This window comes from Pseudoalteromonas sp. APC 3358 (assembly GCF_030408075.1).
GTDB lineage: Bacteria > Pseudomonadota > Gammaproteobacteria > Enterobacterales > Alteromonadaceae > Pseudoalteromonas > Pseudoalteromonas arctica.
The window spans coordinates 36,445-60,927 of record NZ_JASDCE010000003.1 but is presented as its reverse complement, the minus strand read 5'-3'; the positions used below and the strand labels follow the sequence as shown (position 1 = coordinate 60,927).

Sequence of the window (24,483 nt, the reverse complement as noted above, 5' to 3'; positions counted from 1 at the left end):
TAAAGCCACCCTTATTATTAAACAAAAAAGATGGAGCGTAGTTAAGTGATTGAACCAGTGAAAGAGCTAAACAAAGCAATTAATGCAGATTTAAATTTAGCTCCGCCTATCGATCCTGCTTTAGCAAGTTGTAAAAAAACGCTAATAATTATTTCATCAGTGCTATTAGCGCTTACTTTCTCAGGCGCGAAGGTTACAGAGGCAAATACTTTTATTTTTAAAATTACATTTACTAACCCTACAGGTATTAATACTCTTTTACTGTTATCGATTGGATATTTATTACTCCGATATAATTCTATATCTCACTTCTATACAGATAATTATAAAAAACAATTCGCTACCAGAGTTTTGGATAATAAGTTTTTTAGACGGTATGACAGTCACAATGATGTAGTTGATGGATTTATCCCTGATTTGCTTAAACCCAAAATATATATTAATGATGATAAATACAAACACAGCAATCATAGCTATTTAGACTATGACCTTAAAGTAAGGTTATTTTTTAATGCTTATATCGACCTTACTGAATATGACGAGCAGAGCAACCCATATCTATATAGGTTTTATTTAATAGGCTCGAAAGATAAATTTCAGTATTTATTTGCACTCGGTATTATGTTTTCTCATTGGTTTCTGGAACAATTTCGTCAACGGGACTTTTTAGAGTTATATAGCCCAATGTTTATCGGATTCATAGCAGTATACAGTAGTGTATGGGTGAGGTTAGTATCATAAATTTTGAGCTTTGACTTCTAGTTTAATACTGAGAGCTGAACTTCAACAGCTATCAGTATTAACTTTTACTTTCTAAACCTAACCCCAAATCCGGCAAGCCCCATCAACAACACAAATCCCCACACAAATATGTTGCCGTATTGGCTGTACACGCTGTCGCCTTTTATAAGCTTAATGTTGGCTTTCAATATGGTAGCTTCAAACTGAGGCATGGTTTGTTGTGTGTGGCTTATAGGGTCGTATACAGCGCTTACCCCATTGTTAGTAACACGCACTAGAGGGCGTTGTAGTTCGAGCGACCGCATACGGGCTATTTGCATATGTTGCAAAGGCCCAATGGAGTCGCCAAACCAGGCATCGTTACTTACCGTAAAGAGTAGGTCGGAATCGCTTTTGTAATTACCGCGTACTAAATCTGCAAAAACAATTTCGTAGCAAATAGCAGGGAGTAAGTTATAGCCATTGGCCCGTAAGTTGTTTTGCACTTTGTCGCCACGGGTAAACGATGACATAGGTAAATCGAATAATGGGGCAATAGGGCGCAAAAAGTCTTGAAACGGCACAAATTCGCCAATAGGTAATAGCTGGTGTTTTTGATAACGGTTTTTATCAAGGTAATGGTAATGCCCGTGCTCGTCGCCGCGCTCTTTATTACCGACCACAATAAGTGTGTTAAATATGTTTTTGGTGTCTCGCTGGTAGTCAACAATACCGGTAACAAGGGCGGTTTTATTAAACGAGGCGGCACTGTCTAAATTGGCTAGGTATGAATCAGCAAGCATTTCTATTTCAGGCACTGCGGCTTCTGGCCATACTATTAAGTCGGCATCCCAATGTGGGCGTGTCAGGTCTTGGTATTTGCTCATTGTGGTCCAAAACTCACTTGGCTCAAAGCGCAGGTGTTGCTGTATGTTCCCTTGTACGAGCAAAACTGACATGTTTTTATCTGTGTAATGAATACTGCCTGTGGTGTTTGCGCCTGTAAAAATAAGCGCAACAGCTGTAGCAGTAACCGCCGGGGTTTTAAAATCTTTTTGGGTAAGTCTATACAGTGCAAAGCCAATAGCGACACAGGTAAGTGTTAAGCCAAACTCGCCAATATAAGGGGCAAGCAACCTTAAAGGTCCGTCGGTTTGTGTGTAGCCAAAACTTAACCACGGGAAACCGGTAAGTACGGTGCCACGTAAATACTCACTAATTGCAAAGCAGGCAATAAGTAATGCGCCAAAGCTTTTAGGGCCACTGGCAAAGCGTGTAGTTGCCCAAAAGGCAAGTGCGGGAAATAACGCTAAGTAGGCGCACAAAAAAGCCATTAACGAGAGCGACGCTATAAGCGGCATACCGCCAAAGGTGGCAATAGAAACATGTACCCAGCTTATACCAGCACCAAACCAGCCTAGGCCAAATATAAAGCCATATTTAGCAGCGGTTTTTGCATGTGCTTTACCGGTATTATTGGGGTTAACGCAAAAAATTATGGTACCAAGGCTAATAAATACGATGGGCCAAATTTCAAAGGGGGCATAGCCAAAAGTTAAAACAAGGCCCGCAACGAGTGCGAGCCATGCTTTTTTATCTTTTGCTAATAGGGTAAGTCTAGTTAGCAGTTTCTTCACTGTCGTTATCATCAGCCTTAGGAACGGTGACTTGCAGTTGCAAAATACGACGATTGTCGGCGTTGGTTACTTTAAATTGGTAACCTTCTATGTCAATCGTTTCACCACGGCTTGGCATATGGCCAAATGCGTGCAGTACAGTTCCGCCAATAGTATCGGCTTCATCTGTGCTGTAGCCTGTTTTAAAATGCTCGTTAAAGTCATCTACAGGTGTGAGTGCTTGCACTACGTGAACATGTTTAGCAAGTCGACGAATATCTTGATGTTCTTCTTCTTCGTCGTGCTCATCTTCTATTTCGCCAACAATTATTTCAAGAATATCTTCAATCGTTACCAAGCCCGATACGCCGCCGTATTCGTCAATAACAACAGCCATATGGTAGCGTTGCTGACGGAATTCGTTTAGCAATGTATCAACACGTTTGCTCTCAGGTACTACCATTGCTGGACGTAAATAATCGCGTATTGATGGTAAATGCTCGTCTTTATTTAAGATCAGTGGCAATAAATCTTTAGCGAGTAAAAAACCTTCTACATGGTCTTTGTCTTCAATCACCACAGGAAAACGTGAGTGAGTTGAGTCAACCATCATTGGAATTAGCTCTTCAAGCGGGCTGTCGATCTCAAGAGTGATCATTTGTGAGCGCGGAACCATTATGTCTCGCACTTTAAGCTCAGACACGCCAAGCACACCTTCTATCATCTCTTTTGTTTCAGGATCGATTACGTCTCGTTCTTGCGCATCGGCAATAACTTCGACCAGCTCTTCTCTATTCTGGGGTTCCCCTTGCAACATTTGGGCTATTCTGCCCAACCACGTTTTGCCAGAAGAACCCTGGCTAGATTGCGAGTTACCGTCGCTCATTGCGTCTAATTGCTCCGTTAATTTAAATATCGTCCCGGTATGGGTCTGCTATGTTTAGCTCTGCAAGTAATTGCTTTTCGATGCTTTCCATCTCTAAAGCATCGTCACTCTTTATATGGTCAAATCCAAGCAAATGCAAGCATCCGTGAATAACCATGTGAGCAAAGTGGTCATGAAATGACTTCTCTTGCTCAATTGCTTCAGCTAATACAATGGCTGGGCAAATAATTAAATCACCAACCAAAGGAATATCTATTCCTGGTGGTGCTTCAAATTCGAACGACAGTACGTTGGTCGGTTTATTTTTACCGCGATAGTCGTTATTAAGTTGTTGCGATTGCGCTTCGTCGCTAATAACGATACTGAGTTCTGACTCGTCACGGTATTGGCTAAGGGCTTTGTCGGCCCACAGTGCAAATTGCTCTTCGCTTGGGAGGTTGTCAAACTCACAGGCTATTTGTAAATCAAGTTCGGTTGTCAAAGTATTACTCTTTAGTAGTAGGCTGTTGAAGAGCAGCAAGTGCGTCTTTTGCATTTTGCTTTTCAATGCGCTTTAGTCGCTCGCTTTCGTCGTTTCGCTCGTAGGCTTCAACTATGCGTGCTACAACAGGGTGGCGTACTACGTCTTGGGCTTTAAAGTAGTTAAAGCTAATTTCGTTTACGCCATCAAGTACTTCCATTGCATGGCGAAGGCCTGAGCGTGTTCCACGAGGTAAATCGACCTGTGTTATATCGCCTGTAATAACCGCTTTTGAGTTAAACCCTATACGGGTTAAAAACATTTTCATTTGCTCAGCGGTGGTATTTTGGCTTTCATCTAAAATAATAAAGGCATCGTTTAAAGTGCGTCCGCGCATGTAAGCAAGCGGAGCGACTTCAATGATATTTTTTTCGATGAGTTTTTCTACTTTTTCAAAACCTAGCATTTCAAAAAGAGCATCGTAAAGAGGGCGCAGGTATGGGTCTATTTTTTGACTTAAATCACCGGGTAAAAAACCAAGCTTTTCGCCCGCTTCTACAGCAGGGCGCGTTAATAATATGCGGCGTATTTCTTGGCGCTCAAGGGCGTCAACGGCGGCAGCAACTGCAAGGTAGGTTTTACCAGTACCAGCAGGGCCTATACCAAAGGTAATGTCGTGGTTTAAAATATTAGCCACATAAACACCTTGGTTATCGTTACGTGGCTTAATAACACCACGGCGCGTTTTAATCACCATTTCTTTGCCGTAAGCGCTGCTTGATGCGTCTTGCTCTAGGGCTTTTGATTCGGTAATAGTTAAATGAACGGCTTCGGGTTCTATTTCGCCTAAAACACCACGAACTGGCTGAGTATCAACATAAAGGTTTTTTAAGATTTCTACAGCGCCGGCGCAGTTGTGTAGTTTACCGGTTACTTTAAAAAAGTTGTCGCGGTGAATTATTTCAACAGCCAGGTGGCGTTCAATTTGTTTGATGTTTTCGTCAAACGGGCCACATAAAGAAGAAAGGCGTTTGTTATCGGCAGGTTCTAAATAAATCTCTAATGTTTTTAACTGATTACTCAAAATTGCTTCCTATAGTACTGCGCCAGCGTTAACTGGCGCTAATAGTGTGACTAAGGAACGAAAGTAGCTACGCCAATTTCGTTAACAGTGTCTGGTTTTGGCTCTGCAGCTGCAGCTTTAGTTAAAATAGCTGAAGGAGCGATTTCACGTCGTAAGTTCATTTCTGATTCTGTACGAATTAAGTCACCACGTAAAGAGTTAGGTAGTGCTTCGGTAATACGTACGTCAACAAACTGTCCGATCACTGTGTGCGGGCCAACAAAATTTACTACACGGTTATTTTCGGTACGGCCACGTAATTCCATCGGGTTCTTTTTAGAAGGACCTTCAACAAGTATACGTTGCTCTGTATCGAACATTTGACGGCTAATTTGCTGCGCCATTTGTGTAATACGGTTTTGTAGTAAGTATAAGCGTTCTTTTTTCTCTTGCTCTGTTACGTCATCTGGCAAATCTGCCGCTGGCGTACCTGGGCGGGCACTGTAAATAAAGCTAAAGCTCATATCAAAACCAATGTCGCTAATAAGCTTCATGGTCGCTTCAAAGTCTTCTTTACTTTCGCCTGGGAAACCAATAATGAAATCTGACGACATGCTTAAGTTAGGGCGAATTTTGCGTAACTTACGAATTGTCGATTTGTATTCAATTGCCGTATGGCCACGTTTCATTAGGTTTAATATACGGTCTGAACCACTTTGTACTGGTAGGTGTAAGTGATCTACAAGCTCTGGTACATCAGCGTAAACGTCGATTATATCAGGCGTAAATTCTACCGGGTGCGATGTGGTGTAACGAATACGGTCAATACCATCAATAGCAGCAATAAGACGAATTAAATCTGAGAAGTAACATATTTCGCCATCGTGCGTGTCGCCGCGGTATGCGTTTACGTTTTGGCCTAGTAGGTTTACTTCACGTACGTTTTGCTCAGCAAGTTGTGCAATTTCAAGTAGTACGTCATCTACTGGGCGGCTAACTTCTTCGCCGCGAGTATATGGTACAACACAAAAAGTACAGTATTTAGAACAGCCTTCCATAATTGATACAAACGCAGATGGGCCATCTGCTTTTGGCTCTGGCAGGCGGTCAAACTTTTCAATCTCTGGGAATGAAATATCAACAACCGATGAGCCTTTGTTGCCTTGCACTTGTTTAATCATTTCTGGTAAACGATGCAATGTTTGCGGGCCAAAAATAACATCTACAAATGGTGCGCGTTGGCGAATAGAGTCACCTTCTTGTGAGGCAACACAACCACCTACACCAATAATTAAGTCTGGCTTGTCGTCTTTTAACAACTTCCAACGACCTAACTGGTGAAATACTTTTTCTTGTGCTTTTTCACGAATTGAACAGGTGTTAAGTAAGATTACGTCGGCATCTGTTGCATCATCAGTTAGCTGGTAGCCGTTGGTGGCATCTAAAAGTTCAGCCATTTTCTGAGAGTCGTATTCGTTCATCTGACAACCCCAGGTTTTAATATGCAGCTTTTTGCTCATTGAAATATTGCCTCGTGTTCAATTCGATAGTGGCACAAAAATGTGCTAGAAACAGGATTAAGGAGCAAGCATGCTCACTTAAAGGAGGCGTATTTTAGCTGGATACCCGCCCAGATCCAAGTATAGTTTTCATGTTTGTGATCTCAAATCAATACAGGGCGAGTTTAATGTGCTGTTAGGGATATCCTCTGGTATAAAACAAATTAATTTTGATACAATCAAAACAGACTCAAGTAATAATAAAATGATGAAAAACATGACCAAAAATAATGTGATAGTGGTTGGCGGGGGCATGGTTGGCGCGGCTATGGCGATAAAGCTGGCTCAGCAAGGCTTTGGCGTGCGCATAATTGAAAAACACCTAATAGACCCATCGCACATTCTTAGTAGCGATAAGGTGGATATTAGAGTGTCTGCTATTAATCGTTTTTCAGAAAATTTACTTGATGAATTAGGGGCAATGCCTCTTTTAAGGCAAAACCGCATAGCACCTTATCAACAATTAGAGGCTTTTGAGCGCGGTGGTGACAATTTATTATTTGATTGCGCCGACATAAACACGACACATTTAGGCCACTTGATTGAAAATAGTTTAATTCAAGCAAGTTTGTGGCAGCAATTTGGGCATTATAAGATTGAGGTTATTGAGCAATCATTGCCGGTAACTAAAATAGAGCAAACGGATGATTTAATTACGCTTGTGTATGGTGATCAAACTTATACGGCTGATTTAGTAATTGCCGCCGATGGTGGGCAATCGCAGCTGCGCGATAAGGCGAATATTGGTATTACGGGTTGGCAGTACCAACAGCATTGCATGGGGGTGTTAATTAAACTCGATGCACCGCAACAAATTAAAACATGGCAACAGTTTACACCAAGTGGGCCGTTAGCATTTTTACCAATGCAGGCACCGTACGCTAATTTAATTTGGTACGACGATGCAAATACATTGCAAGCATTTAAAGGGTTAAACCCAACTCAGTTAAAAACGCACGTACTGAATAAATTCCCAGAACTTGCTGGAGACTTTGAAGTACAAACCCATGCAGTATTTCCGCTTACTCGCCAACACGCTAATAATTATTCGCAAGGGCGCATGGTTTTAGTAGGCGATGCAGCGCATACAATTAACCCACTTGCAGGGCAGGGCGTTAATTTAGGTTTTCAGGACGTAGTGGCACTTGCTGAGGTTTTAAACGAAGCAGGAGATATAGGTTGCCCACTAAAACTTAAAGAATACGAGCGAGCTCGCCGCAGGGCTAATTTATTAATGATGAGCATGATGGACGCGTGTTACTTTGGGTTTTCTAATCAAATTACGCCACTTAAATGGGCACGCAGCCAGTTTTTAAAAATGGCTAATAATACGGGGCCGATAAAAAACTGGGTTTTAAAATACGCAATTAGTGGTGATTTAGGCTAAATTTAAAGTAGATATTAGAAAGGCTCATTTATGAGCCTTTTTTTATGTTTGTTTTTAAGTCAGCAAATAGTGACTCGGCTATATCGAACACGGTTTTAATTTAACTGGTGTTACATCACTAAATCGCAATTTAATAACTTTAAAGAGCCTGTGTGTGGATAATTTTTTTACAGTAATAATTATTTTAGGTGCGCTACTACTTGTTGCTAGCTTAAAAACAACCGTTAAAGTTTGCAAAAAAACATCGCAAAGAGCATGGAGTGTACTGCTATGCGCTATTATTTTTTTTATTATAGGGTATTGGTGGATACTTTATTATTTTTCAAACCACGACATTGCACCCGTCGTTATGAATATGGTGGCTATGTTGTTACTTGGCGGTGGTGGGTTTGTTTTTTTAGTTATTAAACTGAGCTTAAAAAGTATTCTTAAAATAGAGCAAGCAACGCAGTATCAAAAATATCAAACTGAGCACGATAACTTAACAACTCTACCTAACCGCGATAAATTTTTTAAATCTTTAAGTAAACAAGTTGAATATCCTTCCCCATTTTCACTATTTTATATCGACTTAAATAACTTTAAACAAATTAATGATGCGTTTGGGCATCAGTGTGGTGACCAACTTTTGGCTGCATTTGCCAATAAATTAAATAAAGAATTATGCGGTATTGCTAAGTTATATCGAATAGGTGGCGATGAGTTTGCTTTTTTATTGCATACCGATACAGATGAAAGCATGAATTATTGTGTAAACATTATAAACTCAGCCGTCAAAAGTCCGTTTTGTACGAATGAGCAAATGGTTAAAATACAATTAAGTATAGGCGTAAGCCGTTTTCCTGATGATAGCCGATTGCCCGATCAGCTATTAAAAAAAGCTGACTTGGCACTGCATGAAGCTAAAAAAACATTTCAACCTTTGGTAAATTACTCATCTGCAATAGGTAAACGAGCTGAGGACTTTTTTGATTTATCAGCCAAAATTAAAGTGGCATTACATAAAGATGAGTTTGAGCTTTATTTACAACCCATAATGGACTCTAAAGATCTGCAATTACATGGCCTAGAAGCGCTTATCCGATGGCCGCAAGATGATGGTAGCTTTATTAGTCCAGAAAAGTTTATAACCGTAGCTGAGCGTACAGGGCTTATTTTTCCTTTATCGAAATGGGTTGTACAAGAAGCCGTTAATCATATTAGAAAGCTCAAGCTATTTGGTTTCACCGGTACTATACATGTCAATTTATCAACGAAAGATATTGAAAGCAGCGAGTTTTACGATTTTATAATTAGTTTACTCGCAACCGACCCTACATTAAGCGACTCGTTAATTTTTGAAATTACAGAAGGTGCAATGATGACAAATATACCGGCTGCTAGAAAAATGATGCAACAGTTGAGTATGCGCGGGTTTAAATTTAGTGTTGATGACTTTGGTACTGGCTTTTCGTCACTGTCGTTATTAAGAGAGCTGCCGATTAATCAAATAAAAATTGATCAGTCGTTTGTCAAAGATATGCTTACTAACTCACCTGATTACGCCATTGTAGAATCTACATTGTTTTTAGCGAGTCGATTAAATTGCGATGTAGTTGCTGAGGGAATAGAAACTAAAGAGGTAGAACAGGCGTTGTTGAGTCTTAACTGTGATTATTTACAAGGGTATTTATATAGCAAACCAATAAATATAGATGAATTTATAAATGTTTATTTAAGTGCAGAAAAAGTAAGTTGAATTTAATGAGTATTTAGAAGTTTTAGATAGGGGAGTCAAATTGGCTGGGATACCAGGATTTGAACCTGGGAATGCCAGGATCAAAACCTGGTGCCTTACCGCTTGGCGATATCCCAACTATAAATTTGAATTAGTTTTAGTTCTTAATAAGAACATGGTGCGGAAGGAGAGACTTGAACTCTCACAACCTAAGTTACTGGAACCTAAATCCAGCGCGTCTACCAATTCCGCCACTCCCGCATCACTAAGTTGCTAATTTAAACTCTAAGCTAGAGCAATTCTTTTATCCAACTTTCCTTGGTAGAAGAAGTTGGCTGGGATACCAGGATTTGAACCTGGGAATGCCAGGATCAAAACCTGGTGCCTTACCGCTTGGCGATATCCCAACAAAGAATTCTTTATAATTTTAATTCTTATAAGAACATGGTGCGGAAAGAGAGACTTGAACTCTCACAACCGAAGTTACTGGAACCTAAATCCAGCGCGTCTACCAATTCCGCCACTCCCGCATCAACAATTTGCCAATTTAAACTCTAAGCTAGAGCAATTCTTTTATCCAACTTTCCTTGGTAGAAGAAGTTGGCTGGGATACCAGGATTTGAACCTGGGAATGCCAGGATCAAAACCTGGTGCCTTACCGCTTGGCGATATCCCAACAAAGAATTAATGATAATTTTATTTCTTATCAAGAAATGGTGCGGAAAGAGAGACTTGAACTCTCACAACCGAAGTTACTGGAACCTAAATCCAGCGCGTCTACCAATTCCGCCACTCCCGCATCGTTTGTACAATAAAGTACAGGTAGTTATTTTAAACTCTTCATTGAGCTGCAATTTAACTCTTGCAGAGCCATTTCTAAAAGAAGAAATGGTGGCTAAGACGGGATTTGAACCTGTGACCCCATCATTATGAGTGATGTGCTCTAACCAGCTGAGCTACTTAGCCATTGTTGGCTGGGATACCAGGATTTGAACCTGGGAATGCCAGGATCAAAACCTGGTGCCTTACCGCTTGGCGATATCCCAACAATAACAATTGATAGTTTTAATTCTTATCAAGAATTATGGTGCGGAAGGAGAGACTTGAACTCTCACATCCTAAGATACTGGAACCTAAATCCAGCGCGTCTACCAATTCCGCCACTCCCGCACACAAGGTAGTTATTTTAAACTCTTCATTGAGCAACAAAAAAATAATGGTGGCTAAGACGGGATTTGAACCTGTGACCCCATCATTATGAGTGATGTGCTCTAACCAGCTGAGCTACTTAGCCATCTTTTTTTTGTTAGCACTTCATCGCTGAGTGCGGGGCGTATTATGCTGATATGACCCAAATTCGTCAACACCTTTTTTGCAAAAAAACACTTAACTGTGTTTGTTTGCAGGAAAATTAAGCTAACAGGCTAAAATTTAATAAAAATGCTGTTTTTTTAGCTGCCTTTAAGGCGCGTAATCTTAATTAACCCTGTACTTCTTTAATTAAGCGATATTACAAAGATAGACTAGTTGAGGCTAATTATTATTTTTATAATGCTTAAATACAAAAAAGGCTCGTAAAAACGAGCCTTTAAAAATTATTACCAAGTTAAATTGGTTTAATTTGTACTTATACGTTGAACAAGAAGTTCATTACATCGCCATCTTTAACAATGTACTCTTTACCTTCTTGACGCATCTTACCTGCTTCTTTTGCGCCACTCTCACCTTTAAAGGCAACAAAGTCGTCAAAAGCAATAGTTTGCGCACGGATAAAGCCACGCTCGAAGTCGGTATGGATTTTACCCGCTGCTTGTGGTGCTGTTGCACCTACAGGGATTGTCCATGCGCGTACTTCTTTTACGCCAGCTGTGAAATAAGTTTGTAATTGTAGTAATTCATAACCACCACGAATAACAAGGTTAAGACCTGGCTCTTCTAGACCTAGATCAGCCATAAACTCTAGCTTGTCTTCGTCATCTAGTTCTGAAAGCTCAGACTCGATAGCGGCACATACAGGAACAACAATCGCATCTTCAGCTGCGGCAATAGCGCGTACGCGGTCAAGGTAGGGGTTATTTTCAAAACCATCTTCTGCAACGTTTGCAATATACATTGTTGGTTTAATCGTTAAGAAGTTAATAGAGCTGATTGCTGCTTTTTCTTCTTTAGTTAGTGCTAGACCACGTAAAGTTAAGCCTTCGTCAAGATGCACTTTTACTTTTTCAAGTACAGCATTTTGCTCTTTAGCGTCTTTATCGCCACCTTTTGCTTTTTTTGAATTACGGAAAAGGGCTTTTTCAGCGCTATCCATATCAGCAAGTACTAACTCAGTGTTGATTACGTCAATATCGTCAGCAGGGTCAATAGTGCCTGCTACGTGGATGATGTTTTCATCTTCAAAACAGCGAACTACGTGGCCAATTGCATCGGTTTCACGAATGTTAGCTAAAAACTGGTTACCAAGGCCTTCACCTTTAGATGCGCCTTTTACTAAGCCAGCAATGTCTACAAATTCCATACTGGTGGTAAGAACTCGTTGAGGATTAACTATTTTAGCAAGTTCGTCTAGACGAGGATCTGGCACAGGTACCACACCTGTATTAGGCTCAATGGTACAAAAAGGAAAGTTAGCGGCTTCAATACCCGCTTTAGTTAGTGCATTGAAAAGCGTTGATTTACCAACGTTAGGCAAGCCAACGATGCCACATTTAAAACCCATAGTAAGATACCTTGTTTAGAATTCGTTTAAACGGTGTACTTGGACCCAAGTTACTAGGGTTTAAACGAATGTAGTCTGTTTTGTGCTTTTAACACACCATCTTTTGCAAGTATTTCCATGCAACGAACTGCTTCATCAACAGCAGCATCCATTTTTTCTTGGTCTGCTTTGGCCGCTTTTCCAAGCACCCAACCAGTAACCATTTCACGATGCCCCGGATGACCTACACCAATGCGCAAGCGCATAAAGTCTTTTTGATTTGCCATTTTTGCAATAATGTCTTTTAAACCATTATGACCGCCATGCCCGCCGCCTTTTTTTAACTTGGCAACGCCTGGGTCTAAATCCAATTCGTCATGGGCAACTAAAATGTCCTCGACAGGGATTTTGAAAAAATTAGCTAAACTACCGACCGCTTTACCACTTAAATTCATGTAAGTAGTGGGGATCAATAATTTGAATTCTTGGCCTTGAATGATCACTTTGCCTGTAAGGCCGTGATATTTAGGATCGTATTTTAGGGTGCAGTTGTAGCGTGCAGCGATTTGCTCGATGAACCAAGCACCTGCATTGTGGCGTGTGTTTGCGTATTCGGGGCCTGGATTAGCCAGGCCCACAAGCATTTGAATAGAATTCAAGGTTGCGAGACCTTAAAAATTATTCTGCTGCTGCAGCGTCGTCTTCAACTGGAGCTGCTTTGTTTGCTTTGATAGTCAGGATAGACTGATCATGGCCTTCGCCTTTACCTAAATCTACAGAGCTAACGCCTTTAGGGAAAGTAAGGTCAGAAATATGAACAGAATCGCCAACAACAAACTTAGAAACATCTACTTCAATGAATTCTGGAAGTGCTTTTGGAAGACACGTAATTTCAACTTCAGTTAACTGGTGAACAACAGTTGCGCCAGCTTTAGTTACAATATCTTCACCGATGAAGTGAAGAGGAACTTTAGTTTGAAATTTATGAGTAGCATCTACACGTTGGAAATCAAGGTGAGTAAGCTTAGGCTTGAATGGGTGACGTTGGATATCTTTTAAGATTACTTCAACAGCTTCGCCATCTACGTTAAGCGTAAGGATATGCGTGTAAAAACCTTCGTCTTCTTGTGCTTTGATCATATCTTTATGAGCAAAAGTAAGAGATAAAGCTTCTTTGTCAGCTCCGTAAAGGATTGCAGGAACTTTGTCTTCGCGACGTAGGCGGCGGCTCGCACCAGTACCAGTTTCTACGCGAAGTTCAGCGTTATATGTATAAGTTTTGTTAGACATGATGTCTCCAGTTATTAAAATGTGTAGGGCCTTTGCGACCAAGGTCCCTAGCCAAAAGGCGCGCTATCATACCACCACGCCCAGACAAAATAAACATCGCTTACAAAAAAAGCGCCAAAAGGCGCTTTTATACTCAGGAATGTTTAATTTTAGTGTTCAAACATCGCTGAGATAGATTCTTCGTTACTAATACGACGAATAGTCTCTGCTAACATGTCAGCAAGCGTAAGTACCTTAATTTTATCAAGGGCTTTAAGCTCGTCAGATAGCGGAATTGAGTCAGTTACAATTACTTCGTCAATCATCGAGTCACGTAAGTTTTCTGCTGCTTTACCTGAAAGAATAGGGTGCGTTGCGTATGCAAATACGCGTTTAGCGCCATGTTCTTTAAGTGCTTCTGCGGCTTTACATAACGTACCACCGGTATCAATCATATCATCTACGATAATACAATCACGACCTTCAACGTCACCAATAATGTGCATAACTTGAGAAACGTTTGCTTGAGGGCGACGTTTATCAATGATTGCTAAATCGGTATCGTTTAGTAGTTTTGCAATTGCACGTGCGCGTACAACACCACCAATATCTGGAGATACAACAACGACGTCTTCAAAGTCGCGTTCTTTCATATCTTCAAGTAATACAGGGCTGCCAAATACGTTGTCTACTGGTACATCAAAGAAGCCTTGGATTTGTTCAGCGTGTAAATCAACCGTAAGAACACGGTCAACACCAACGCTTGATAAGAAATCGGCAACAACTTTAGCGGTAATTGGAACACGGGCAGAACGTACACGACGGTCTTGGCGCGCATAACCAAAATAAGGAATGACGGCAGTAATACGACCTGCAGATGCACGACGTAGAGCATCAACCATAACGATAAGTTCCATTAGGTTATCGTTTGTAGGGGCACAGGTTGATTGCAAGATAAAAACGTCCGAGCCACGAACATTTTCATTTATTTGAACACTGATCTCACCGTCGCTAAAACGGCCAACAACAGCATCGCCTAATTCAATATATAAACGTTTTGCAACTTTTTGAGCTAACTCAGGTGTTGCGTTACCAGCGAAGAGCTTCATGTCAGGCACGGTAGGGTTCCTCAGGCACTGAATATTTGGACTAACGGGCAATGATAAATACCACTGCGAGTTAACTTATGATTACTTGTACGTTACTTCATTGATCGAATATGGCGGTTAACTCCGTATGAGCAGGTGAGACATTTGCGCTTGAAGCCACAAAACCCTGCCAAGTATGGGGGAGATTTTCAAGTACATCTTGTGCTTGAACTTGACTAGCAAATTCGACAAAACAACATGAACCTGTTCCGGTCATCTTCGACGGTGCGTATTTTAGCAACCACTGGAGGGTTTTTTCAACCTCGGGGCAAAGCTTTTTAACTAAAGGCTCACAATCGTTGGCTAAAGTATGGTGTTTCCAATCGCCTATTATTTTTGGTGTGTCGCGTTTTAAATCTGGATGTGTAAATATTTTTGCGGTACTTACATGTTGATTTGGGTGTACAACGCAGTACCATTTTTGTTCAAGTTTTACCTGGTGTAATTTCTCACCAATACCATGCGCTATGGCGCTTTGCCCTTGTATGAACACCGGAACATCAGCCCCTAATTTAAGTCCTAATTGGGCTAGAATTTCTAAATTTAGTTCTAATTTCCATAATTTATTTAGGGCTAATAAAGTACTTGCGGCATCGGATGAACCACCTCCAACACCTCCGCCCATCGGTAAGCGTTTAATTAAATTTATTTTTACACCCAAAGAGGTTTTACAGTGTGTTTGTAATAATAAAGCCGCTTTATAGATGAGATTATCATTTAGGGGTATGTCTTTAGTATCACCACCGACAGAAATACCACCGTCTGTTGTTAGCTCAAAATGCAACTCATCACCAAAATTTAAAAAAGTAAATAAGGTTTCTAGTTCATGATAGCCATCTTCTCGGCGAGCATTAATATGTAAAAATAAATTGAGTTTTGCCGGAGCAATAAGTGAAAAAGAGGTTTTGTTATTCATACTTATTTAAACTGCCAATCGTAGAGTTGAATTTTTATTTTTATTTGTTGGTGCTTTAACGTCAGTTTAGTAGGTAACCAGTAACCTGCGTTTTGTACGTAAGTGCCGTAATCTATTTGCCATTTCTTGCCTGCATTATCAAACCATAATACTTGCTTAGCACGGCCTAGTTCATCAACGACTAAACTTTGATCGTCAATGGTGCCCTTAAGCCAGTTATCGGCGTTATCAACAGGGAGTGTAAAACCCGTTAAACGCTTTAAAAGCTCTGCAGCATTAGTATCAAAGTACTCATCGCCGTCAAACTCTAATTCAGCACCATTTGCTGTTTGTTTAAGCGACAAAATACGAGTACCAATAAAAGTAGTCAGTATTAAATTATTGGAATTTGTTGTTTGCTGCCAATTTAAGTTTGCAGATTGACGCTCTTCTGGGCTTATAAACGCGAGTTTACCCTCGACCTGCCAAGTTTCTTGAGCAGCTAAACGTGGCTTCCAATCATCATAAAGTGTTGTTTTTGTATCAATTTGATGGGCACAGCCACCTAATAATAAAAAAAACATGAATAAAATCAAATATTGTCGAATCAAATGTTGTTCCTTACTTTCCATATTCCGCTGATTTTTGGTAAAATTACCGCCTTTGAAGTAGGGCTCAGCAATATTTGGCAAATATGACCATAATAGCACTAGGTATAAATCACAAAACCGCATCCGTAGAATTACGTGAAAAAGTGGCTTTTTCGCCTGAGCAAATTTCAGAGGCGTTGCAACAATTAAGTGGCCATGCCGACTTTAATGAAGCGGTTATTGTGTCTACCTGTAATCGAACCGAGATCTATTGTAGCCTCGCTCAGCAAAATTCCCAAACACTGTTAACGTGGCTTGCCAGTTTCCATGGTTTGGATGAACATGAACTGAGCAGCAATATATACTGCCATGAAGGTAATGACGCCATTAACCACTTAATGCGCGTAGCGTGTGGGTTGGATTCTCTTGTGTTAGGCGAGCCGCAAATTTTAGGGCAAATAAAGCAATCGTTTTTTAGTGCTAAAACCCACGATGCAATAGGGGTTACTTTTGATAGGTTGTTCCAAAAAACCTTTTCGGTAGCAAAACAAGTTCGCACTGAAACAAATATAGGCGCAAGTGCCGTGTCGGTTGCATTTGCGGCTGTTAATTTAGCAAAACATATTTATGGCAAGCTTGATCAAACCAATGTGTTATTGATTGGTGCTGGTGAAACCATTGAACTGGTTGCTAAACATTTATATCAAAATGAGCCTAAAAAAATAACGGTAGCTAATAGAACAATTGAACGTGCTCGCAGCCTTGCTGATGAAGTGTCGGCAGATGTTATCGCACTTGCACAGTTACCAGAACGTTTACATGAAGCCGATATAGTCATTAGTTCTACCGCCAGTACTTTACCTATTATTGGTAAAGGGGTGGTTGAGCAAGCGCTTAAGCAGCGCCGTCACAAGCCTATGCTATTTATAGATATTGCGGTTCCGCGCGATATAGAAAGCCAAGTAGGTGAGCTAGATGCTGCCTATTTATATTCCGTTGATGACTTACAAACCATTGTAAGCGAGAATATGGCAGCGCGTGAGCAAGCTGCACAGCAAGCGCAAATAATTATTACTGAACGTACCAAAGAATTTGCAATGTGGATGCGCTCACTCGATTCGGTAGATTTAATCCGCCATTATCGAAATGATGTACAAACAATTAAGTCAGAACTTGTAGAGCGTGCTGTTAGTCAGCTAAATACAGGTAAAGATGCAGAAAAAATTATATTAGAGCTCGCCAATAAATTAACCAATCGCTTAATGCACGCGCCTACCCGTGCAATACAAGACGCAGCGAAAAAAGGTGAAGTGGCGCAGCTAAACCAGTTGAAAAAAATGTTAGGTATTGATCAGGAATAACCGTTAAATGAAAGAGTCTGTTTATAATAAATTAGAAACCTTAGTAGAGCGTTACGAAGAAGTACAAGCGCTGCTAAGCGACCCGTCGGTCATTAGTGATCAAAATCGTTTTCGTGGGCTTTCAAAAGAATACTCTGAGCTTGAAGAGATTGTAAAAACGTTTTTAACTTACAAAGAAACGCAAGATGATTTAGCCAGTGCAGAAGAAATGCTTAAAGATTCTGACCCTGAAATGCGTGAAATGGCGCAAGAAGAATATAAAGAAGCTAAAGCACAAATTTTGGTAATTGAAGATCAAATTCAAGTATTAATGTTGCCAAAAGATCCGCGAGATAACAATAACGTGTTTGTTGAAGTACGCGCTGGAACAGGCGGTGATGAAGCGGCTATTTTTGCTGGCGACTTATTCCGTATGTACAGCCGCTATGCAGAAACTAAAAAATGGAAAGTAGAAGTTGTGAGCACCAATGAAGGTGAGCACGGTGGCTACAAAGAAGTTATTGCAAACATTAGTGGCGAAGGCGTTTACGGTCAATTAAAGTTTGAATCAGGTGTACACCGCGTACAACGTGTGCCAGAAACTGAGTCACAAGGGCGAGTGCATACCTCTGCATGTACTGTTGCGGTAATGGCGGAAGTACCAGAGGCCGAAGCGATACAAATTAATACCGCAGATTTAAAAGTTGATACATTTCGTGCATCAGGCGCAGGTGGTCAGCACGTTAATAAAACAGATTCTGCTATTCGACTTACACATATACCTACCGGTGTTGTGGTTGAGTGTCAGGATCAGCGTTCACAGCATAAAAACCGTGCTAAAGCGATGTCAGTACTTGCAGCACGTTTGCAACAGGCTGAAGATGAAAAGCGCCATGCGGCAGAAGCATCTGAACGTCGTGACTTAGTAGGTAGTGGCGATCGTTCTGAACGTATCCGTACTTATAACTACCCACAAGGTCGTATTACCGATCACCGTATTAACTTAACACTTTATCGTTTGAATGAAGTGGTAGCGGGTGATTTAAGCTGCGTTATTGACCCATTAATGCAAGAACATCAAGCTGACTTATTAGCGGCTATGGGCGACGAGTAATCGTGAGCCAAACTCTTGAACAAGCTATTGCTGCAGGCGCTAATTTATTAGCACCTAGCAGCGAAAGTGCTAAATTAGACGCACAAGTTTTACTTCTACATATTCTTCAAAAACCTCACAGTTACCTTTTTACTTGGCCAGAGCATGCGCTTAATGCCGAACAACAACAGCAATTTAATACATTTTGCCAAAGACGTTTAAACGGTGAACCTGTTGCACATATTACGGGGCAACGTGAATTTTGGAGCTTATCGCTTGAAGTTAACGCAACAACTTTAATACCTCGACCAGATACTGAAACGTTAGTAGAACAAGCACTTGAAGTGGCTGTACCTGCTACAGCTAAAGTGCTTGATTTAGGCACGGGTACTGGTGCAATCGCACTGGCGCTTGGTAGTGAAATGCCTAATTGGCAAATTATTGCAGTAGATAGAGTAAGCGATGCAGTTGCACTTGCTACACGTAACCAGCAGCGATTGGCAATTAATAATGTACACGTTAAGCAAAGCAACTGGTTTAGCGAGTTACATGGTGAGAAATTCAACCTAATTGTCACTAACCCACCTTATATTGAAAGCAGTGATATACATTTAAATCAGGGCGATGTGCGCTTTGAGCCTTTGTCGGCATTAGTGGCTGATGATTGTGGAATGTCTGATATTAAACAAATAATTACACAATCACGTGACTATTTGTTATCTAGTGGCTATCTTTTAATAGAACACGGTTTTGAGCAAGGTGAAGCTGTTCGTCATTTTTTCAAAAAAATGGCATTTGTGAATATTAAAACAGTGAAAGACTTTGGTGATAATGACCGTGTAACGTTTGCACAGTGGCCCTAAAGAATAATAATTGCCTGCTAGTGCGTTAAATAATGCCATGAAGGAATTTCGACTATGATGGGTGATTTTTTATTTTCAGATGAGCCAGAAGAAGCAATCAATGAGATTGAACTCGGTACCTGGAAAGTATTAATCGTTGATGATGAACCTGAAGTTCATGCTGTTACAAAACTAGCGTTGAGTGATTTTGAGTTTCAAAATAAACGCCTAGAATTTATTAGTGCTTACTCAGGTGCTGAAGCAAAAGAGCTTGTGAAAGAGCATCCAGATGCAGCCATTGTACTACTTGATGTAGTAATGGAGACCGATGATGCCGGTTTGCAAGTTGCTAAGTTTATTCGTGAAGAAGCTAAAAATAATCATATTCGAATTATTTTAAGAACGGGTCAACCTGGTCAAGCACCTGAACGACAAGTAATTATTAATTATGATATTAACGATTACAAATCTAAAACAGAGCTAACGGCTCAAAAGTTATTTACTGTTATTATGTCTAGCCTGCGTTCGTATCGGGATATTATTTCGATTGAGCAGTCACGCGAAGGGCTTGAGAAAATAATTATAGCGTCCCGTGATATTTTTTCAGCGCATTCAATAGAGCACTTTATTGAAGGCGTTATGCAGCAGTTAACTTCTTTACTCGGTATTGCTGATCAAGCTATGTATGCAACTACTTTAGTTGCGCAAAATCCTGAAGCACAAAATAATAAAAAATTAATTGTTTGCTCGGGTACCGGTGACTTTGAAAAAAGTGAAGGTAAAGAGCTCGATGAGGTATTACAAGCTGAACAGTTAAGTGCATGTCATCAGGCGCTTAATGAAAAAAGCATTATTTATAAAGATAACTACTTATTTGCGTATTGTAGCAGTGAGTACAATCATAATTCGATGCTATTTATATCAGGTATTCCAAAGGATTTAACGGATACTCAGCGCCATTTAATTAAGATTTTTTCTCAAAACGTGCAACTTGCGTTTGAAAATGTACAACTTCAGTCTGAAATAGAAGCAACGCAACAAGAGCTTGTTTACAGGTTAAGTGAAGCGGTAGAGCAACGCTCAACAGAAACGGGTAATCATGTTAAGCGTGTAGCACATATTTGTCATATATTGGCACAAGGGTATGGCTTATCTAAGCATGATGCTGATTTAGTAAGGTTGGCGTCGCCTCTTCATGATGTAGGCAAAGTGGGCATTCCTGATGCGGTATTAAATAAACCAGCAAAGTTAGACGCCCAAGAATGGGAAGTGATGAAAACCCATACTGATAAAGGCTATACTATTTTAAAAGACTCGCCGCATGAGATTGTTAGTGCAGGCGCAATTATTGCAAAAGAGCATCATGAAAAATGGGATGGCTCTGGTTACCCACAAGGTTTAAGCGGAAACGCAATTAATGTATTTGGTCGTATAGTTGCACTTGCTGATGTATACGATGCACTTCGCCATAAACGATGCTATAAAGAACCTTGGACACTGCAAAACGTAGTTGATGAAATTAACGCTCAAAAAGGCACACACTTTGAACCAAAATTGGTTGAAGTATTTAACGAGAAGCTTGATGAGTTAGAAGCGGTTCTTAACCGTTTTCCTGATTAAATTTTTATAAAACAGAAGTACAGGGGCATATGGATTATTTAGCAGTAAAGCATTCACACATGGCAATTGCGATGTTGAGTGTGATTTTATTTTATGTTCGCGCATTTTCGCGAATGGGCAGTGGTAAATTAGCAAAAAATAAAGCGGTAATGATTGGTAGTCATAGTATAGATACTTTGCTATTAGTGTCTGCACTTACGCTTATATTTATGGCTAAAATTAACCCGTTTGAACAATATTGGCTATTAGAAAAAATAGTTTTAGTGGTTATATATATTGGTATTGGGGCTAAAAGCGCCAGACAAACTAAAATGACGGCTAAAGTTGCTTACGTTTTAGTTAACACTGCTGTTATTTTAGCGATAGGTTATTTAGCGACGTCTAAATCAGCTTTTTTGCTTTAAGTAATACCTGACTATTTGAGCTTTATAGTTGTTTTATAAAGCTCAAATACGACTCCCTCTCAGAAAATATTCAAAAACATCTCTATATTGGTATATAGCTTTAAAGTTAGGTAAACTACGCCTTCGTTTTCTAAAATGTTGCAGTATTAATGACTACCCTCGGGTTTGACGAACACGATGAATCTTATCTTGATGATGCTTACGATGAATTTACACCTCCAGCGATTTACCGCTGTATTAAAGCAGAGTCAAAATGGGACCCTCAGATAGATTTAACACCATGTTATGAAACTTTAACTGACTTTGAACAGCAAATTTCAGCGCTGTGTTTAAAAGTGAGTGATGAGCACGATCGCTTCGAAAAATTATTAGATATGTTTTACAGCGATTGGCTATTTAGTGCCTCAGGCTTAAAAGTGCCAGAATACAAATTAAATACATTAAGCTATACGCTTTCTATGCGTAGTGGCTCACCAACAACGCTTGCAATTATACTTTGTCACTTTTTACAACAAGCTAACTTTGATGCAAATCTTAGTCTTACGCTGGGTGATGTTGGTGTTCATGTGGCGATAAGTGATGAAGAGGGCTACATAATTGAGCCAAGCAGCGGGCAACAAAGCTGGTATATCATCCCTGAAAACGCAGATGAAGATGATGGGCAAGAACAAGAACCTTTAGAGTTAATTTTTGATGACGAAGTATATAAGCTATTTTTAGCTCAGCAAAAATGGTCTTTCATTAGCGAAAACAAATTTGGTCATGCTTTGACCTGTGTAGAGATGCTAATGGAGCTAATAGGCGACGACCCGTATGAGAGACGCGACAGAGGTTACTTATTAAATCAGCTCGGTTGCCCTAAAATGGCACGTGATGATTTACAGTTTTTTGTCGATGAGTGTCCGGACGATCCTGCAATAGAGATAATTCAACACCAAATAGAAGAACTAGAAGATAATAATAAAACGCACCATTAAGAATAGGAATAATTATGGTTGAAACTCAAAGCGCATTAATTACAAATGATGCCGTTGTGCTTGGTTTGCTTGCTATTATTTTGGGGTTTATTTTTAAAACCTCAAACAGTGAGCGTCCAGCTTTAAAACGATTTTATAAATACGTACCTGCTTTACTACTGTGTTACTTTTTACCTTCGCTATTAAATACCTTTGGTATTGTAGATGGTAATAAATCCAATGTTTATTATGTGGCTTCGCGCTACTTACTGCCAGCTTGTTTAATACTGCTTACCATTAGTATTGATTTAAAAGCTATTATTAACTTAGGCCCTAAAGCGCTGATTATGTTTTTAGTGGGTACATTGGGCATTGTTATTGGTGGGCCATTAGCTATTTTAGTCGTGAGTGCATTTGATCCAAGTATTGTTGGTGGCCATGGGCCCGATGCAGTATGGCGCGGTATGACAACCGTTGCGGGTAGCTGGATTGGCGGTGGTGCTAACCAAGCCTCAATGAAAGAGATGTTTGAAGTTGGTGGTGATATATTTTCTGTAATGATTACAGTAGATGTAATAGTCGCGAATATTTGGATGGCTGTTTTATTGTTAATGGCAGCAAACCATAAAAAGATTGATGCAGCTACGGGTGCTGATACAAGCGCAATTGAAGATTTAAAAAAACGTGTTGAAGCCTATCACGCTGAACATGCCCGAATTCCTACTCTTAACGATTATATGACGCTGCTTGCAATTGCATTTGGTATAACCGGTTTAGCGCATTTTTGTGCTGACTTTTTAGGTCCGTACTTTGGCACGACTTATGAGTGGGCAAAAGAATACAGCTTAAACAGTAAATTCTTTTGGCTAATTGTTATATCAACAACGATTGGCATAGGCTTATCGTTTACTAAAGTTAGACAAATAGAAGCGTTTGGCGCTTCAAAAGTAGCCTCTAGCTTTTTGTATATTTTAGTTGCATCGATTGGTTTGCATATGAATGTAACCGCTATTTTTAATAACCCAGGGTTATTTTTAGTTGGTGCCATTTGGATGTTAGTGCATGCAAGCATAATGTTAGTAGTAGCTAAACTAATTAAAGCACCGTTATTTTATATGGCAGTGGGCTCGCAGGCTAATGTGGGCGGTGCAGCGTCTGCACCTGTTGTAGCATCAGCATTTCACCCTTCGCTTGCGCCTGTTGGTGTCCTGTTAGCTGTACTGGGCTATGGTGTGGGTACTTATATGGCTTATATTTGTGGATTAATGATGCAAGCAGTTGCACCGTAAGGAATTTAAATGAAAGACCAAATTATTAAAATTAATGAAATTGAACTAGCAAACAACAAACCGTTTGTATTGTTTGGTGGTATTAACGTATTAGAATCTCGCGATTTAGCTATGCGTGTTGCAGAGCATTACGTAGAAGTTACGACGAAGCTCAATATTCCTTATGTATTTAAAGCGTCATTTGATAAGGCTAACCGTTCTTCAATCAATTCGTACCGTGGTCCTGGTATGGAAGAAGGTTTAAAAATATTTGAAGAGATTAAAAAGACTTTCAACATACCGCTTATTACTGATGTACATGAACCGCATCAAGCAGCACCTGTTGCTGAAGTTGTTGATGTAATTCAGTTGCCAGCCTTTTTAGCACGTCAAACTGATCTAGTTGTAGCAATGGCTAAAACAGGTGCAATTATTAACGTGAAAAAACCACAGTTTTTAGCGCCGCATGAAATGCGCCATATCATTACTAAATTTAATGAAGCGGGTAATAATAACATCGCACTTTGTGAGCGTGGTTCTAGCTTTGGTTACAACAACCTAGTGGTTGATATGCTGGGTATGGATGATATGAAAGCAATGGCGCCTGTTATTTTTGATGCAACACATGCGCTACAACGCCCTGGTGGACGAGCTGACTCTGCTGATGGTCGTCGTGCACAAGCTGCAGAGCTTGCTCGAAGTGGTATGGCGCTAGGTATTGCAGGTTTATTTATTGAGGCGCATCCAAACCCTAACGAAGCTAAATGTGATGGCCCATGTGCGCTAGCGCTTAGTAAGTTAGAAGGGTACTTAACGCAAATGAAAGCGGTTGATGATTTAATTAAAAGTTTTGCCCCACTTGATACAAGTGCAAGCGATTTATAATTAAGCATGATGTTTATTAAAAAGCGACTCAGGTCGCTTTTTTTATGCCTTTAATATACACAAACTT

22 protein-coding genes and 10 tRNA genes are annotated in these 24,483 nt (G+C 40.1%); 11 read left to right on the top strand and 21 right to left on the bottom strand.

The window, feature by feature from the left end:
• Positions 1–45: 45 nt before the first annotated feature.
• Positions 46–741 carry a hypothetical protein gene (locus QL995_RS05405; RefSeq protein ID WP_101216146.1) on the top strand — a complete coding sequence of 232 codons (696 nt, stop codon included), beginning with the start codon at positions 46–48 and terminating at the stop codon, positions 739–741.
• 65 nt (positions 742–806) lie between these two features.
• Here QL995_RS05405 and lnt read toward each other — a convergent pair whose 3' ends face one another.
• The 5 genes from lnt to miaB are packed head-to-tail and all read right to left on the bottom strand — an operon-like array spanning position 807 to position 6,265.
• On the bottom strand, positions 807–2,357 hold the full coding sequence (gene lnt / locus QL995_RS05400; protein ID WP_290293555.1) for an apolipoprotein N-acyltransferase: 1,551 nt from the start codon (positions 2,355–2,357) through the stop codon (positions 807–809).
• Entirely contained in the window at positions 2,338–3,222 is an 885-nt protein-coding gene (gene corC / locus QL995_RS05395; protein ID WP_007585597.1) for a CNNM family magnesium/cobalt transport protein CorC, read from the bottom strand. The genes lnt and corC overlap by 20 nt, the downstream gene beginning before the upstream one ends.
• Before the next feature lie 22 nt (positions 3,223–3,244).
• On the bottom strand, positions 3,245–3,703 hold the full coding sequence (gene ybeY, locus QL995_RS05390) for an rRNA maturation RNase YbeY (protein WP_002958542.1): 459 nt from the start codon (positions 3,701–3,703) through the stop codon (positions 3,245–3,247).
• A 4-nt stretch (positions 3,704–3,707) separates the two neighbouring features.
• On the bottom strand, positions 3,708–4,766 hold the full coding sequence (locus QL995_RS05385) for a PhoH family protein (RefSeq protein ID WP_290293551.1): 1,059 nt from the start codon (positions 4,764–4,766) through the stop codon (positions 3,708–3,710).
• Positions 4,767–4,816: 50 nt separating this feature from the next.
• Entirely contained in the window at positions 4,817–6,265 is a 1,449-nt protein-coding gene (gene miaB, locus QL995_RS05380; protein ID WP_010554713.1) for a tRNA (N6-isopentenyl adenosine(37)-C2)-methylthiotransferase MiaB, read from the bottom strand.
• A 169-nt stretch (positions 6,266–6,434) separates the two neighbouring features.
• On the opposite strand from miaB, the gene QL995_RS05375 reads away from it, so the two are divergent.
• Positions 6,435–7,691 carry an FAD-dependent monooxygenase gene (locus QL995_RS05375; protein ID WP_290293547.1) on the top strand — a complete coding sequence of 419 codons (1,257 nt, stop codon included), beginning with the start codon at positions 6,435–6,437 and terminating at the stop codon, positions 7,689–7,691.
• 154 nt (positions 7,692–7,845) lie between these two features.
• The gene (locus QL995_RS05370) at positions 7,846–9,429 is read left to right on the top strand and encodes a bifunctional diguanylate cyclase/phosphodiesterase (RefSeq protein ID WP_007585601.1); all 1,584 of its coding nucleotides are present in this window, start codon (positions 7,846–7,848) and stop codon (positions 9,427–9,429) included.
• 41 nt (positions 9,430–9,470) lie between these two features.
• Here the strand turns inward: QL995_RS05370 and QL995_RS05365 are convergent.
• The 16 genes from QL995_RS05365 to lolB all read right to left on the bottom strand — a co-directional run bounded on the left by QL995_RS05365 (position 9,471) and on the right by lolB (position 16,029).
• Positions 9,471–9,545: transfer RNA gene (locus tag QL995_RS05365), tRNA-Gln, on the bottom strand.
• A 39-nt stretch (positions 9,546–9,584) separates the two neighbouring features.
• Positions 9,585–9,669 (bottom strand) — tRNA-Leu (locus QL995_RS05360).
• A gap of 71 nt (positions 9,670–9,740) precedes the next feature.
• Positions 9,741–9,815: transfer RNA gene (locus QL995_RS05355), tRNA-Gln, on the bottom strand.
• A 38-nt stretch (positions 9,816–9,853) separates the two neighbouring features.
• A tRNA-Leu gene (locus QL995_RS05350) sits at positions 9,854–9,938 on the bottom strand.
• A 71-nt stretch (positions 9,939–10,009) separates the two neighbouring features.
• Positions 10,010–10,084: transfer RNA gene (locus QL995_RS05345), tRNA-Gln, on the bottom strand.
• Between the two features lie 38 nt (positions 10,085–10,122).
• Positions 10,123–10,207 (bottom strand) — tRNA-Leu (locus tag QL995_RS05340).
• A gap of 90 nt (positions 10,208–10,297) precedes the next feature.
• Positions 10,298–10,374: transfer RNA gene (locus QL995_RS05335), tRNA-Met, on the bottom strand.
• A 5-nt stretch (positions 10,375–10,379) separates the two neighbouring features.
• Positions 10,380–10,454 (bottom strand) — tRNA-Gln (locus tag QL995_RS05330).
• 39 nt (positions 10,455–10,493) lie between these two features.
• Positions 10,494–10,578: transfer RNA gene (locus QL995_RS05325), tRNA-Leu, on the bottom strand.
• Between the two features lie 47 nt (positions 10,579–10,625).
• Positions 10,626–10,702 (bottom strand) — tRNA-Met (locus QL995_RS05320).
• 333 nt (positions 10,703–11,035) lie between these two features.
• Positions 11,036–12,127 (bottom strand): redox-regulated ATPase YchF, encoded by a 1,092-nt coding sequence (gene ychF / locus QL995_RS05315; protein ID WP_007583951.1) that lies wholly within the window; start codon positions 12,125–12,127, stop codon positions 11,036–11,038.
• A gap of 53 nt (positions 12,128–12,180) precedes the next feature.
• Positions 12,181–12,765, bottom strand: a complete 585-nt coding sequence (gene pth, locus QL995_RS05310) for an aminoacyl-tRNA hydrolase (RefSeq protein ID WP_007583954.1) — start codon at positions 12,763–12,765, stop codon at positions 12,181–12,183.
• 19 nt (positions 12,766–12,784) lie between these two features.
• Positions 12,785–13,396, bottom strand: coding sequence for a 50S ribosomal protein L25/general stress protein Ctc (locus QL995_RS05305; protein ID WP_008171830.1), 612 nt, complete (start codon positions 13,394–13,396; stop codon positions 12,785–12,787).
• Between the two features lie 149 nt (positions 13,397–13,545).
• The gene (locus tag QL995_RS05300) at positions 13,546–14,493 is read right to left on the bottom strand and encodes a ribose-phosphate pyrophosphokinase (RefSeq protein WP_007583957.1); all 948 of its coding nucleotides are present in this window, start codon (positions 14,491–14,493) and stop codon (positions 13,546–13,548) included.
• 88 nt (positions 14,494–14,581) lie between these two features.
• Complete coding sequence (ispE, locus tag QL995_RS05295; RefSeq protein ID WP_165725704.1) at positions 14,582–15,439, bottom strand: 4-(cytidine 5'-diphospho)-2-C-methyl-D-erythritol kinase; 858 nt, start codon at positions 15,437–15,439, stop codon at positions 14,582–14,584.
• A gap of 2 nt (positions 15,440–15,441) precedes the next feature.
• Positions 15,442–16,029 carry a lipoprotein insertase outer membrane protein LolB gene (gene lolB / locus QL995_RS05290; RefSeq protein ID WP_290293540.1) on the bottom strand — a complete coding sequence of 196 codons (588 nt, stop codon included), beginning with the start codon at positions 16,027–16,029 and terminating at the stop codon, positions 15,442–15,444.
• An 83-nt stretch (positions 16,030–16,112) separates the two neighbouring features.
• On the opposite strand from lolB, the gene hemA reads away from it, so the two are divergent.
• The 8 genes from hemA (at position 16,113) to kdsA (ending at position 24,416) form a co-directional block, all read left to right on the top strand.
• The gene (gene hemA, locus QL995_RS05285; protein WP_010554718.1) at positions 16,113–17,369 is read left to right on the top strand and encodes a glutamyl-tRNA reductase; all 1,257 of its coding nucleotides are present in this window, start codon (positions 16,113–16,115) and stop codon (positions 17,367–17,369) included.
• 7 nt (positions 17,370–17,376) lie between these two features.
• Entirely contained in the window at positions 17,377–18,462 is a 1,086-nt protein-coding gene (gene prfA / locus QL995_RS05280; protein ID WP_007583962.1) for a peptide chain release factor 1, read from the top strand.
• A gap of 2 nt (positions 18,463–18,464) precedes the next feature.
• Positions 18,465–19,304, top strand: coding sequence for a peptide chain release factor N(5)-glutamine methyltransferase (gene prmC, locus QL995_RS05275; protein ID WP_010554719.1), 840 nt, complete (start codon positions 18,465–18,467; stop codon positions 19,302–19,304).
• Between the two features lie 54 nt (positions 19,305–19,358).
• A complete protein-coding gene (locus QL995_RS05270; protein ID WP_007583964.1) occupies positions 19,359–20,903 on the top strand; it encodes a response regulator in 1,545 nt (514 codons plus the stop codon).
• A gap of 29 nt (positions 20,904–20,932) precedes the next feature.
• Positions 20,933–21,307, top strand: coding sequence for a SirB2 family protein (locus QL995_RS05265; protein WP_007583965.1), 375 nt, complete (start codon positions 20,933–20,935; stop codon positions 21,305–21,307).
• Positions 21,308–21,456: 149 nt separating this feature from the next.
• Positions 21,457–22,284 (top strand): tetratricopeptide repeat protein, encoded by an 828-nt coding sequence (locus QL995_RS05260; RefSeq protein ID WP_007583966.1) that lies wholly within the window; start codon positions 21,457–21,459, stop codon positions 22,282–22,284.
• A 14-nt stretch (positions 22,285–22,298) separates the two neighbouring features.
• Positions 22,299–23,552 (top strand): DUF819 family protein, encoded by a 1,254-nt coding sequence (locus QL995_RS05255; protein WP_007583967.1) that lies wholly within the window; start codon positions 22,299–22,301, stop codon positions 23,550–23,552.
• Positions 23,553–23,561: 9 nt separating this feature from the next.
• Complete coding sequence (gene kdsA, locus QL995_RS05250; RefSeq protein ID WP_007583968.1) at positions 23,562–24,416, top strand: 3-deoxy-8-phosphooctulonate synthase; 855 nt, start codon at positions 23,562–23,564, stop codon at positions 24,414–24,416.
• Positions 24,417–24,483 lie beyond the last annotated feature (67 nt).